At 44.0% G+C, this 12,585-nt stretch carries 17 protein-coding genes; 13 read left to right on the top strand and 4 right to left on the bottom strand.

The window, feature by feature from the left end; translation table 11 throughout:
- The first annotated feature begins 52 nt into the window (after positions 1 to 52).
- The gene (locus tag EWM62_RS06175) at positions 53 to 1,135 is read left to right on the top strand and encodes an AI-2E family transporter (protein WP_129875780.1); all 1,083 of its coding nucleotides are present in this window, start codon (positions 53 to 55) and stop codon (positions 1,133 to 1,135) included.
- 138 nt (positions 1,136 to 1,273) lie between these two features.
- Here EWM62_RS06175 and EWM62_RS06170 read toward each other — a convergent pair whose 3' ends face one another.
- Positions 1,274 to 2,731, bottom strand: a complete 1,458-nt coding sequence (locus EWM62_RS06170) for an NADP-dependent isocitrate dehydrogenase (RefSeq protein WP_129875779.1) — start codon at positions 2,729 to 2,731, stop codon at positions 1,274 to 1,276.
- Positions 2,732 to 2,923: 192 nt separating this feature from the next.
- Here EWM62_RS06170 and EWM62_RS06165 point away from each other — a divergent pair, with 192 nt between their 5' ends.
- Genes EWM62_RS06165 through purE form a run of 3 tightly spaced genes read left to right on the top strand, consistent with a single transcriptional unit; the run spans position 2,924 to position 4,996 of the window.
- On the top strand, positions 2,924 to 4,063 hold the full coding sequence (locus tag EWM62_RS06165; RefSeq protein ID WP_129875778.1) for a 5-(carboxyamino)imidazole ribonucleotide synthase: 1,140 nt from the start codon (positions 2,924 to 2,926) through the stop codon (positions 4,061 to 4,063).
- Between the two features lie 55 nt (positions 4,064 to 4,118).
- Positions 4,119 to 4,469 carry a four helix bundle protein gene (locus tag EWM62_RS06160; RefSeq protein ID WP_129875777.1) on the top strand — a complete coding sequence of 117 codons (351 nt, stop codon included), beginning with the start codon at positions 4,119 to 4,121 and terminating at the stop codon, positions 4,467 to 4,469.
- Positions 4,470 to 4,477: 8 nt separating this feature from the next.
- The gene (purE, locus tag EWM62_RS06155) at positions 4,478 to 4,996 is read left to right on the top strand and encodes a 5-(carboxyamino)imidazole ribonucleotide mutase (RefSeq protein WP_129875776.1); all 519 of its coding nucleotides are present in this window, start codon (positions 4,478 to 4,480) and stop codon (positions 4,994 to 4,996) included.
- 249 nt (positions 4,997 to 5,245) lie between these two features.
- On the opposite strand, the gene EWM62_RS06150 is transcribed toward purE, so the two are convergent.
- Positions 5,246 to 5,809, bottom strand: a complete 564-nt coding sequence (locus EWM62_RS06150) for a YqgE/AlgH family protein (protein WP_129875775.1) — start codon at positions 5,807 to 5,809, stop codon at positions 5,246 to 5,248.
- 107 nt (positions 5,810 to 5,916) lie between these two features.
- On the opposite strand from EWM62_RS06150, the gene pdxH reads away from it, so the two are divergent.
- The 3 genes from pdxH to EWM62_RS06135 all read left to right on the top strand — a co-directional run bounded on the left by pdxH (position 5,917) and on the right by EWM62_RS06135 (position 8,404).
- Entirely contained in the window at positions 5,917 to 6,567 is a 651-nt protein-coding gene (gene pdxH, locus EWM62_RS06145; RefSeq protein ID WP_394342852.1) for a pyridoxamine 5'-phosphate oxidase, read from the top strand.
- Positions 6,564 to 7,061 carry an NADH-quinone oxidoreductase subunit C gene (locus tag EWM62_RS06140; RefSeq protein WP_129875774.1) on the top strand — a complete coding sequence of 166 codons (498 nt, stop codon included), beginning with the start codon at positions 6,564 to 6,566 and terminating at the stop codon, positions 7,059 to 7,061. Before pdxH ends, EWM62_RS06140 begins: the two co-directional genes overlap by 4 nt.
- A 215-nt stretch (positions 7,062 to 7,276) precedes the next feature.
- Positions 7,277 to 8,404, top strand: coding sequence for an NADH-quinone oxidoreductase subunit D (locus EWM62_RS06135; RefSeq protein ID WP_238989299.1), 1,128 nt, complete (start codon positions 7,277 to 7,279; stop codon positions 8,402 to 8,404).
- Positions 8,405 to 8,587: 183 nt separating this feature from the next.
- Here the strand turns inward: EWM62_RS06135 and EWM62_RS06130 are convergent, their stop codons facing one another.
- Positions 8,588 to 9,691 carry a S1C family serine protease gene (locus EWM62_RS06130; RefSeq protein ID WP_129875773.1) on the bottom strand — a complete coding sequence of 368 codons (1,104 nt, stop codon included), beginning with the start codon at positions 9,689 to 9,691 and terminating at the stop codon, positions 8,588 to 8,590.
- Positions 9,692 to 9,709: 18 nt separating this feature from the next.
- Entirely contained in the window at positions 9,710 to 10,276 is a 567-nt protein-coding gene (locus tag EWM62_RS06125; protein ID WP_129875772.1) for an RNA polymerase sigma factor, read from the bottom strand.
- Positions 10,277 to 10,445: 169 nt separating this feature from the next.
- Between EWM62_RS06125 and EWM62_RS06120 the strand changes: the two genes are divergently transcribed.
- The 6 genes from EWM62_RS06120 (at position 10,446) to EWM62_RS19255 (ending at position 12,471) form a co-directional block, all read left to right on the top strand.
- Positions 10,446 to 10,661, top strand: a complete 216-nt coding sequence (locus EWM62_RS06120) for a hypothetical protein (RefSeq protein ID WP_129875771.1) — start codon at positions 10,446 to 10,448, stop codon at positions 10,659 to 10,661.
- A gap of 128 nt (positions 10,662 to 10,789) precedes the next feature.
- Positions 10,790 to 10,981, top strand: a complete 192-nt coding sequence (locus EWM62_RS06115) for a hypothetical protein (protein ID WP_129875770.1) — start codon at positions 10,790 to 10,792, stop codon at positions 10,979 to 10,981.
- Positions 10,982 to 11,064: 83 nt separating this feature from the next.
- Positions 11,065 to 11,271 carry a hypothetical protein gene (locus EWM62_RS06110; protein ID WP_129875769.1) on the top strand — a complete coding sequence of 69 codons (207 nt, stop codon included), beginning with the start codon at positions 11,065 to 11,067 and terminating at the stop codon, positions 11,269 to 11,271.
- A 163-nt stretch (positions 11,272 to 11,434) separates the two neighbouring features.
- Positions 11,435 to 11,641 carry a hypothetical protein gene (locus EWM62_RS06105; RefSeq protein WP_129875768.1) on the top strand — a complete coding sequence of 69 codons (207 nt, stop codon included), beginning with the start codon at positions 11,435 to 11,437 and terminating at the stop codon, positions 11,639 to 11,641.
- Positions 11,642 to 11,752: 111 nt separating this feature from the next.
- Positions 11,753 to 12,190, top strand: a complete 438-nt coding sequence (locus EWM62_RS06100; RefSeq protein ID WP_129875767.1) for a hypothetical protein — start codon at positions 11,753 to 11,755, stop codon at positions 12,188 to 12,190.
- Between the two features lie 113 nt (positions 12,191 to 12,303).
- Positions 12,304 to 12,471, top strand: a complete 168-nt coding sequence (locus EWM62_RS19255; RefSeq protein ID WP_162499789.1) for a hypothetical protein — start codon at positions 12,304 to 12,306, stop codon at positions 12,469 to 12,471.
- Positions 12,472 to 12,585: the final 114 nt, after the last annotated feature.

The following is a 12,585-nucleotide window of genomic DNA, read 5'->3' as shown; positions in this document are numbered from 1 at the left end:
TAAAACTTTTACGGGCGCTATGTGTGTTATGTACGTAACCAAACAGCACACAATGCCCGATAAAAAACCTATCTCCGAAAAAGCCTCTAAAAAAGAACTAACCTATATTGAAAAAGTATGGCATACCGTAGCTATTGTAGCTCTGCTGGTTGTAGCCATATTAATTGCCCGCGTAGCCTTTAATGTGCTGCTGATGGTATTAGCGGGCTCGTTAATTGCCGTGTACTTTCATGGCCTGGGCGATATCATAGAGCGTAAAACCAAATGGAACCGCAAAATTTGCATGACCATTTCTGTGGTAGGCTCGTTCCTGATACTGGGCACCCTGCTTTGGGTGATGGGCACTACCATACAAGGGCAAATAGCCATTTTAAGCGAAAGTTTACCCCAAACCATTAACAATTTTAAGATCAAACTTGGTGAAGGCCCTATTGGCGCAAAAATACTCGAGTATTTTGCCGATGATAATACCGACAAGCTTTTCGCCACTGCCCAAAGCTTTTTCAGCACCAGTTTTGGTGTGCTGGGTAATATTTATATCATCATGTTTTTGGGGATATTTTTCACTACCACCCCCTCGCTGTATAAAGATGGTATCATCAGGCTTTTCCCCGATCAAAATAAGCCCATGGCCAAAAAGGTTATCGACCGTACCAGCCAGGCCTTAAAAGGATGGCTAAAGGGCATGATGCTATCTATGGTACTTATATTTGTAATGATAAGCACGGGCTTATCTTTTATTGGCATACCGGTAGCCCTGGTACTTGCCCTGCTAACCGGCTTATTAAAACTTATACCGAACTTCGGCTCGCTGGCGGCAATGATCCCCGGCGTATTGCTTGCGTTAACCAAAGACCTTAATACAGCTATTATAACGGCCCTGCTTTATATCATTTCGCAAACCATAGTAAGCAATATAGTTACGCCGCTTATCCAAAAAAAGATGATCAACATCCCGCCCGCCTTAACCATTATAAGCCAGGTATTAATGGGGGTGCTATCAGGCGTACTGGGTATTATACTGGCTGTACCCCTGCTGTCTATCATTATTATTTTGGTGGACGAGATCTACGTTAAAAAAATAAACAATGAGGCCGACGACCAGGTAGGCCACAAAACGGTTGACAGCGACTAAAATGTAGTTGGCAGTTGGCAGTTGGCAGTTGGCAAATATCACAAACTAAAAGGCCTGTCCGATTATTTTCGGACAGGCCTTTTTTTTAACTTTTACTTTTGACTTTGAACTTTTGACTTTGAACTTTATACTTTATACTTACTGCCCCTGCGCCAGGGTGTAGCCAATTTTGCCGTCAAACTTCATTAGGAACTCAACCGAGCACACTTTAAAGTCTTCAGACAGGTCGGCTGCGATATGCAGGATCTCTTTCTGGGTGATCTCGCTGCCTTCTATTTTTTCGAAACGGATGCGGTACTCGTTCACCAGCTCGGTAAAAATAGAGCCTGTCGGCCATACCTGTGTACCGCGGTTTGATATCATTACCAGTTGGAAGTTATCTGTAAGCTTGCGCTGCGCAAGGGCGGCCAGCTCATCGGGCTGGGCGTTCGACTGTACAAACACGTCCACCCCAACCATTTCTTCCTTGGTAGTGGTGCTGGTAACGGTTAATTTATTTTTTAACGGATGATCGTGATTGGCTTTTACTTCCATATCCGGCTGGCCAACTACGGCGCCTTTCGCCGGGATCTGGCCCAGGTTGGCAATCACCGCATCAGCAAAGGTATCGGTGTTAACCGATGGGATCTCTTTGTCGCCAAAATCGCCGGTGTGTATGCCTTGCTCAAGCGTATACAGCAACGAGTTTTCGATATTAGCCGCGGCGGTTGTAAAACCTAAATAACGCAGCATTAATATACCTGATAATAACAAAGCGGTTGGGTTAGCAATACCACGGCCTGCAATATCCGGCGCTGTACCGTGCACCGCTTCAAATATCGAAATGTTATCACCAATGTTTGCAGATGGGGCAAAGCCCAAACCGCCTACTAAGCCGGCGCACAGGTCAGATACGATATCGCCCTGCAGGTTAGTTAGTACAATAGCCTGGAACTGTTCCGGCCTTGATACCAGCTTCATACATAGGTCATCAACAATAATGTCTGATGATTCGATATCCGGGTACTCCTTAGCTATCTCCTGGAAGGTTTCCAGGAAAAGGCCGTCGGTAAGTTTCATGATATTGGCCTTGTGCCCGCAGGCCAGTTTGGTATAACCTTTACGGCGCGCCATTTCAAAAGCATAACGGATCACCTGCGCCGAACCGGGGCGGGTAATAATACGGCGGCCAACAGCAACATCGTTGGTTAGCAAGTGCTCTATGCCTCCGTAGGTATCTTCAATATTTTCGCGGACGATTGTTAAGTTAATAGGAATCCCTGCTTTTGAAAAAACAGTGTTAACACCATTCAGCGATCTAAAATCGCGCTGGTTTGCATAGGTATTCCAAACCTTGCGGGCAGTAACGTTGATGCTTTTTACACCTTTACCTTTTGGGGTTTCCATTGGGCCTTTAAAAAGTAAGCCTAAACGCTCGATGGTTTCTTTAGCCTGGGCGGTCATGCCGGTTGAGTGGCCCGCGTCGAAATAAGATTTTCCCATTTCTACGTACTCGTAATCGAGCTGTACATCGGCGGCTTCAAATATGCGGAGTACGGCGGCCATAATTTCGGGGCCTATACCGTCACCTTTTGCTACTGCTATTTTGGTTTTCATGAAAGAGTATGTGGTGTGTAAAAACAGCGCAAATATAGGTGTTTTTAAGGTATTTTTGCGTACCCATATGCCTATTCTGGTCAATTTGTGACAATTAAAACAGCTTTATTAACAGTTAGTTTGCCGGATATTTTACAACAAATAATTCTTCAACCGCTTTTTAAAAGATTTAGGTAAATTTGCAGCCTATACATGAAAGCATTTTACGGCGATTTAAAATTAGGGATATTAGGCGGCGGCCAGCTTGGGCGCATGCTGATACAGCAGGCAATAAATTATAACGTTACCGTAAAGGTACTCGACCCCGACCGCGAGGCACCCTGCCGCCGGCTTTGCAACGAGTTTGTTGTAGGTTCGCTGGGCGATTATGAAACGGTTTACAACTTTGGCAAAAAGGTTGACCTGCTTACCATCGAGATTGAAAAAGTAAACGTTGACGCGCTGGAGCAACTGGAAAAGGAAGGCGTGCTGGTTTACCCGCAATCGCGCATTATCCGCCTGATCCAGGATAAAGGCCTGCAAAAGCAATTTTTTAAAGAGAACGAGATCCCAACGGCCGAGTTCCAGGTGATCTCATCGCCCGAGCAACTGGCACAAAGCCATATACCTTTCCCGTACATTCAAAAGCTGCGCCGCGATGGTTACGATGGCAAAGGCGTTTACCGCGTTAACGACGCAAGTTACCTGACCAATGCCTTTACCGAACCCAGCCTTATAGAGCGCATGGTTGATTTTGAAAAAGAGATAGGCGTAATAGTAGCCCGTAACGAAAGCGGCGAGGTCAAAACGTTCCCGCTGGTAGAGATGGAGTTTAACCCCGAAGCCAACCTGGTGGAGTTTTTGATCTCTCCCTCTACCTTCCCCTTTGAAGTGCAAATGGAGGCCGAGAACATTGCCAAACGCATTGCCGAAACGCTAAACATTGTTGGCATCCTGGCGGTAGAAATGTTCCTGACCAAAGACGGCAAAATATTGGTGAACGAATTGGCCCCGCGCCCGCACAACAGCGGCCACCAAAGCATTGAGGGTAATGTGGTATCGCAGTTTGAACAGCACCTGCGCGCTATATTCGATCAGCCCCTTGGCGATACCGCCTGCCGCAGCAACGCCATTATGGTAAACATTTTAGGCGAAGCCGGCTACGAAGGCCCCGCCATTTACCAGGGAATAGAAAAGATCTTAAAATGCGATGGTGTTTACGTACACCTTTACGGCAAAGCGCTTACCAAGCCTTTCCGCAAAATGGGGCATGTTACCATTATAGATAACGACAGAGAGAAAGCGATAGAGAAAGCGAGATTTGTGCAGCAGACGCTGAAAGTGATAGCGTAGGAGTTCATAGTTGATGGTTCATAGTTCATGGTAAGAAAAAACAAAATCTCAGTTAATGGCATTTAGGTTTGAAGACCTACAAGTTTGGCAAAAAGCTTTAGACTTGGGTGAACAAATAAATCAACTTACTAAAACTTTCCCTAAAGACGAAGTCTACGTATTAACTTCGCAGATCAAAAGAGCCGCCGATTCGGTTGTTTTAAATATTGCGGAAGGTTCTACAGGACAAAGCAAAGCTGTATTTAAGTTATTTTTAAACTATTCGCTTCGTTCTGCTATTGAAGTTGTTAGCTGTCTATTTATAGCAAAAAGAAGAACTTACATAAGTGAGGTTTCGTTTCAGGAACTTTACAACGAATACGAAATACTTGTCAAAATGATAACATCATTAAGAAACTCGCTATAATTTTTACTATGAACCATCAACCATCAACTATAAGCCCTTCCCAACCAAAAATAGCCATCATTATGGGCAGCAAGTCCGATCTGAACGTTATGCAGGATGCTGCTGATGTTTTAAAAGAATTGGGCGTTGATTATGAAATTACTGTTGTATCGGCACACCGTACGCCCGACAGGATGTTCAGCTACGCCCGTGCCGCTGCTGACCGTGGCATTAAGGTAATTATAGCCGGTGCAGGTGGTGCCGCGCATTTGCCTGGCATGGTGGCATCGTTAACCCATTTGCCGGTTATTGGTGTACCCGTAAAATCAAGTAATTCCATAGATGGCTGGGATTCTATCCTGTCTATCCTGCAAATGCCAAATGGCATCCCGGTGGCTACCGTAGCCCTTAATGCCGCTAAAAATGCCGGGATCCTTGCCGCACAGATCCTATCAACGGCTGATGAACACCTTGTGGCAAACCTTATCGCCTTTAAAGAAAAATTAAAGCAGGTGGTGGAAGCTTCGGCTGCAGAGATGGAGAAATAAGTCAGAAGTCTAAAAAGCTTAGCCGCATTTCATGCTGAACTTGTTTCAGCACCTCTCATGCAAGGTTGCTACTTGTCCTGTGGGATCCCGAAATAAATTCGGGATGACGGCGCTCTTTTCATGCTGAGCGATAGCGAAGCATTTGTTAATGAAGCGTTCGCGAACCATGTCGGCGATCAGATCCTCTACGTTGGCTAAAAGATTAGGCTGACAAATTCGAAATTGAACATTCGAAATTCGAAATCCCTTCTAATTCAGCATCGGGTTCTCCGGAAAATTGGCTATGTGGGCGTAACGCTGGCCAAGGCTTATCACTATTTCCTTCCAGAGGTTATGCTCGTTGTTGCTGAAGATACTGTCAGCTTCAAATTTATTGGCTACTATCCAGGCGTCTTCGCGCAATTCATCATCTAACTGGCCGGGTGTCCAGCCCGAGTAGCCGGTAAAAAATTTGATCTCGTCCTCTTTTAGCTGGTAATTGGTTATCAGTTCTTTGATCTGGTCAAACTCTCCGCCCCAGTAAATGCCATCCCAAATCTCTATCCCATTCTCAATTTTATCCGGGCAGCGGTGTATGTAATGCAAGGTATTCGCCGCAACCGGGCCGCCCATATAAACCGGGATCTCGGAGTACGAAATATCGGGCAAAATATCGCCCAGCAGGTATTCGCTTTGGTGATTAAGGATAAAACCCATAGCCCCGGCCTCAGAATACTCTGTAAGCAGGATAACCGAACGTTTAAAATTAGGGTCGGGCATAAACGGTTCTGAGATAAGCAAACGGCCTGCAGCCGCCGAAATTGGACTTAGCATGGGTTTATATTTATACAACGATAACAGTAAATGTAAAAATATGTTCATTAATAGCCAAAATGAACAGCGTATAGATATGTACGGTATAATTAATTTGTAAGTTTGCGATGATGGACCAAAAAGATATAGAAAATTTAAGGCAGGATTACGCCGCGGCTTCGCTAAACGAAACCGATGTTGATGCCAACCCCATACGCCAGTTTGATAAATGGTTTAACGAAGCCATTAACCACAAAGTGCACGAACCCAACGCCATGACTTTGGCCACCGCTACAAATGACGGCCGCCCATCGGCAAGGATAGTGCTGCTTAAAGGCTTCAGCGATGATGGCTTTAAGTTTTACACCAACTACCTTAGCCGCAAGGGTAAAGAAGTGAGCAAGAACCCATTGGGCGCACTTGTTTTCTTTTGGGGCGACATGGAGCGCCAGATCCGGATTGAAGGTACTATTGAGAAACTGGATAAGAACTATTCTGAAAAATACTTCCACTCGCGCCCAAAACTGAGCCAGATAGGCGCGGCAGCATCGCCGCAAAGCCAGGAAATTAGCGGCCGCGAAGAACTGGAACAAAAAATGGCAGCTTTAGAATTAGAGTACGCCGACAGCGAAGTGCCAAAACCATCGTACTGGGGCGGATATGTTTTAAGGCCGCGCCTGATAGAATTTTGGCAGGGCCGCCGCAGCCGCCTGCACGACAGGATAGTTTACAAAAAAACCGACAACAAAAACTGGAAAATTGTTCGCCTTGCGCCATGAGTTTTGATGATATTAAATTATTGCTTACCCAAAAGTTTGGCGACGATGTAATAACCGGCGAAGAACGCACCGGCCTGCAACCCGCCCTGCTGATAAACCCCGACCGCATTGTTGAGGTTTGTTTGGAGCTGCGCAATAACCCAAAAACTTATTTCGATTTCCTTTCGTGCCTTACGGGGATGGATTATGGTTTGGAAGCCGGCAGGTTTGGTGTGGTTTATCATCTGTCATCTATCCCTTACCATTTGCAGCTTACACTTAAGATAAGCAGGGAAAATGACCGCAGCGAGGATAATTTACCATCCTTCCCCAGCGTCACATCAGTTTACCGCACCGCCGACTGGCACGAGCGCGAAGCGTACGATCTGTTAGGCATTTTTTTTGAAGGCCACCCTGATCTGCGCAGGATACTTTTGCCTGATGATTGGGAAGGTTTTCCGTTACGTAAGGATTATGTAGCGGCTGAATATTATAAAGGGATTAAGGTAGATTAAGATAATAAAGCTGTCATTTCGAACGAGGTACGAAGAGAAATCTTATACGCCTTGCAAAACTCGACTTGTCGCTTGTATAAGATTTCTCCTCGCTATGCTCGTTCGAAATGACATGGCGTTTTAGACTTGAATAAAAAGATTTGGAAACAATTTCAAAATATAACAACGCGCTTCAACACTATCAGCAAAAGATCTCCGATGCTGCTGTAGAAGATATGGTGCTTAACATGGGGCCACAGCATCCGTCAACACACGGGGTTTTGCGGCTGGAGTTGATAACCGATGGCGAGATCGTTAAGGAGGTTATCCCTCATATTGGTTACCTGCACCGCTGTTTCGAAAAACACGCTGAATCGCTTACTTACCAGCAAACCATTCCGTTTACCGACAGGCTTGATTACCTGGCATCCATGAACAACAGCCACGCCTGGGTAATGGGTGTTGAGAAAATGCTGGGCATTGACAAGGATATCCCCAAACGCATCGAATACATCCGCGTGCTGGTTTGCGAGCTTAACCGCATTGCATCGCACCTGATAGCCATTGGCACCTACGGCATCGATATCGGCGCCTTCACCCCTTTCCTGTGGTGTTTCCGCGACCGCGAGCATATCATGGGTATGCTGGAGTGGGCTTCGGGCTCGCGCATGCTGTACAATTACATTTGGGTTGGCGGCCTGTTCTATGACTTGCCCGTTGGCTTTGAAGAACGCTGCCGCGAGTTTGTAGATTATTTTAAACCCAAAATGGTCGAGCTTAACCAGCTGCTTACCGATAACCAGATCTTTATCAGTCGCACCGCAAATGTTGGTGTATTGCCTATGGATGTTGCCATTAACTACGGCTGCAGCGGGCCGGTACTGCGCGGTTCGGGGCTTAAGTACGACCTGCGCCGCATTGATAATTATTCCGTTTACCCCGAACTGGAGTTTGACATCCCGGTAGGCAAGGGCGAAATGGGCACCAAAGGCGATTGCTGGGACAGGTACAAAGTTAGGGTCGACGAGATCCAGCAATCCTTACATATTGTTGAGCAGTGCCTTAACCGCCTGCAAAAAGAACTGAAACGCACCCCGGATTTTGACCCAAGGGCAAAACTCCCCCGTAAATTAACTCCAAAAGTGCAGGACTATTACGCCCGCTGCGAAGGTGCTAAAGGCGAACTGGGCTTTTACTTTGTGCACAATAACGAACGCTCAGAGATCCCCTTCCGTGGCAAAGTACGCGGGCCAAGTTTCAACAACCTATCCGTACTGCCTGAATTGGGCAAAAACGTAATGATTGCGGACTTGGTTGCCATCATCGGCTCGTTAGATTTTGTGTTGGGCGAGGTGGATAGGTAGGTCTTATTTGTCATCCTGAGCGATAGCGAAGGATCTGATAGCGAACTGTGCATTACCGTAAAACATAGTGGCGAATAGATGCTTCACTACGTTCAGCATGACAGGTTGTTTTAATTCCGCCGATCATAAAAAAAGGGAGGCAATTTCTTGCATCCCTCTTCGGATATTTAAATTGTTGATTTTTTACTGGTTGTAAACCTTTACAATAAACACGTAGTTGCGCAGTTTTTTAATTTGCTGTGTACGGCTTAAACTGGTTAAGGTGTTTTTGGTGTTAAGCGTAAGCGTTTTGTTTAACGAGTCGGCAGGGATGCTTTGGATAGCTTTAAGCAGGTAGTTTGATTTTACCGCGAATGCTACGCCCGATGCCTGGGTTTGCTTGCCGGTAATTACACCAATAACATTTCCTTTTTCGTCCATTAACGGGCCACCGCTATTGCCGGGGTTAACCGGGATGTACAATTCATACTCGGTCGAATCGCCATGAAAACCTGTACCCGCCGTTAAAGCGCCGGGGCCAAATTTAAGGTCATCGCCTGGGTAACCTAAGGTATAAACCGCTTCCCCTAAATCGCTTTTACCTTTTTTGAAGCTATAAGGAACAGCACCCAGGTTTTTAAAGGCCGGGTCGTTTATTTGAAGGATGGCAACATCATACAATGGATCGGTATAAACCACTTTGGTATGGAATGATTCACCTTCGTTGTTTTGCACGTAAACAGAATCGGCACCATTAATAACATGGCTGTTGGTTACAATATACCCATTACCCGTAAGCGCGAAACCGGTACCCCTAAACTTGGCAGAAATAGCCGGCCCGGTTGCTTTGCCCGATTTTATGATATCATCTGTTTTATCGCCAAGCTTACGTTGTTCGTTTTTTACACGGTCAACCTCTTGTTTCAACTGCTGGAAACGCGGGTCGCGGTTACTCAGGTCGCCGGTAAAATACAGGATAGTTAGTACAGCCAAAATAGCAACAGATGCCGCTACCGATATTTTTGAATGATGGTTACGCCACATTTGCACCACCCATGACGGATGCGCCATCAGGTCTTCCTTCAGCGTATGCACATCAATTTCCTCGTGGATCTCGTCCAGGCGGCTTTGCAGGCTTAAACGCTCGTTGTATTGCTTTAACAAGCCTGTAAAATGCTTATGCTCGGTTATTTTGGCATCAATAGTTGCATCCTTTTTACGTAATGCATCAAACTGAGCACGTTCCCCGGCAGGCATTTCGCCGCTCAGGTAGCTATCAATCATTTCTAAAAGTTGGTTATCTTTCATATTATCGCCCCTTCTTAATTACTGCTGAAAAAATAGCTTTTTCAGCCTTTGCAGACATTTGTATTTCTGCGTTTTCGCGTTATCAGCATTTGTGTACCCAAACCGTTCGCAAATATCCTGCATCGATCTGTTATGCATATAAAAATCCTCCATAATGGTTTTGCAGGGTTCGCCAAGCAATTTTAACGCATCGCCCATTTTATTAAGCTGTATATCGCGCTCATCGTGCATTTCTACCTCATCCTCAACCGGCAGGTACTCCTGCATATCTTTGATATCGCCGCCGTACCTGTTCAATTGTTTAAGACGTTTTAGCCATAAACGCCTGCATATCGAGTATATGTAGGTTTTTAATTTGCTGCTCAGCTCAAAATCGCCCCGCTTAACCTTATTGTAAAGAACTATTATCGCTTCCTGGTAAATATCTTTGGCCTCGTCCTCGTCGCCATTATTGCTGATGACAAGCTGCAAAACCATCGGGAAGTATGCCAGGTATAACTTTTTTAAAACACTATCGGAGTTATTAAGTATCCCAATGATCACTTCACTATCCGATGGTATTTCCACATTTAACTGATTATTCACTACTTAATACTTTTTATACTGAATTGTAACCCAACAATATGATTTATTTTTTGCTGCAGGCAATATTTTTACCGCGCACGTTCACATATGCCGCAATATCGGGAAATAATTGTTAGGATAACACGGCATTAAATTTGAGTTTGCTTAAATGCATCAATACTAATAAACTATGAAAAATTTATTTAAAACAGGCTTTATAGCCTTAACCATTATGATAAGCCTTGCAGCCTGCAGTGGCAACAACTCTACCCATGTGCCGGACAGCACCAGGGTAGATTCGGCAAATATGGATACCACAGCCGGCAAAAACGGGTCGCCAAACGCAATTGATACCGGTTTAGATAAATCCGGATCGGGCGGTACCGACACGGTAAAAAAAGACTAACAACCATAAAGCAGGCAAAACCAACAGATCCCGTCCTAAAAAGCCGGGATCTTTTTTATTAAAAGGGTTACCTTTTTAGGTTTTTGATATTAACCATCACAAAACCATTAAATAATAACAAACAAAACATGAAAAATTCATTCAAAATTGCATTTTTAGCTTTAGCCCTTGCTGTTACTGCTACCGCTTGCGAAAGCAAAAAAGCTACCAACGGTTCTGATACTACTGTAAAGGTAGACTCAACCGTAAAAGTTGACTCTACAGTTAAAGTTGACTCTACCGTTGTTGATTCAACAAAAAAAGATAGCGTAAAAAAATAATTCAATTTAAGGGTTACCTTTTAAAAATTGGAGTATTAAACAACTAATACGAATAAATACTAATAATAATTTAACAACACAAAATGAAAAATTCATTCAAAATCGCATTTTTAGCTTTAGCTATCGCTGTTTCAGCTGCTGCTTGTAAAGGTTCTGGTTCTGCATCTTCAGCTGATTCTGCTGCTGATACTACAGTTAAAGTTGACTCAACTGTTAAAGTTGATTCTACAGTTAAAGTTGATTCTACTGCTAAAGTTGATTCTACTGCTGCTGATTCAACAAAAAAATAATTTAACGCAACCCGTTAAATATTAAAGGATTACATTGTAATTTTTTAAGTTTTTTAATTTTTTAAAAAGGTAACCTGCATTTTTTTAAAAAAAAGTGGGTTACCTTTTTTTGTTTTGGGTATTAACTATCGAAAAACTATTAAATCACTTAAAAAAACAAACAATGAAAAATTCTTTCAAAATCGCATTCTTAGCTTTGGCTATCGCTGTTTCAGCTGCTGCTTGTAAAGGTTCTGGTTCATCTTCTGCTGCAGATTCAGCTAAAATGGACTCAGCTAAAATGGATTCTGCTGCTACTACAGATTCAGCTAAAATGGACTCAGCTGCTACTACAGATTCAGCTAAAATGGACTCAGCTAAAAAAATGTAATACATTTTTTTTACAAGAAGCGCCCCCGGTTTACCAGGGGCGTTTTTTTGTGCCTTTTATTTTGCCCAAAACATTCGCCCGCAATTTTGTTTATTGGTGAAACACCCGCACATGAAATACTCCGAGTGGAAAAACCTTAGCGAAGAAGATAAAAAGAACACCCACTGGCGCCACCATCCACGCATCAGGATAGCTACCATATTCAGTATATTATTCGCATTATTATTTTTTGTGGTAATGTTGCGGGTATTGCAAAACAGGCGCGTACACGTAAACCGTAAGCCAAACGCAAAAGAAGCGTTTGCCATAGCCCAGGTTTTTGTAACCGATAAGCTGCGCCAACCCCGTACCGCAAGTTTCCCTAAAAATAATTTTCAGTCGGCTATTGATACCGCGCTTAACAGTTATAATATATCTTCGTATGTAGACGCGCAGGATAGTACAGGCAAAATGGTAAAATCTACCTGGGAAATAAAGCTATCCTATACCGGTGGCGATTGGGCCAACCGTAACAGCTGGAAAGTTAAGGAAATGATCATCACCCGCTAAGGGGCCTTTAAAAATAGGCCCGCCGCCCCCAAATCAAATCCCTTTGATGTATTAGGGTTTTGCAAAAAAAAGGCACAAAAAAAATATTGTTTTAACTAAAAAACAATATTTAAATGCGTTGTACTATTCAAAGGTTACGACCTTCCTCTGAACGCGGATATTATCCAGATGATTATAAGGATGACGACAATTACGGCTATAACGCCTACGGCAGCGCCGGCTTTAAAAATACCGCCGATAACAGAACATCCGCTAAAGGCAACCATTGCCAAAGCGATTAATAATAAGTTAATTTTTCTCATGGTAGATCATTGTAAGATTTATGATGTAAATCTTATTACAATAATCAGACCCGAGTGTTACAGCAACAGATTTGAATCAGATTCTTCTGTTTC

The organism is Mucilaginibacter terrigena, from assembly GCF_004168255.1.
Lineage (GTDB): Bacteria > Bacteroidota > Bacteroidia > Sphingobacteriales > Sphingobacteriaceae > Mucilaginibacter > Mucilaginibacter terrigena.
This window is presented reverse-complemented; position numbering and strand designations above follow the sequence as displayed.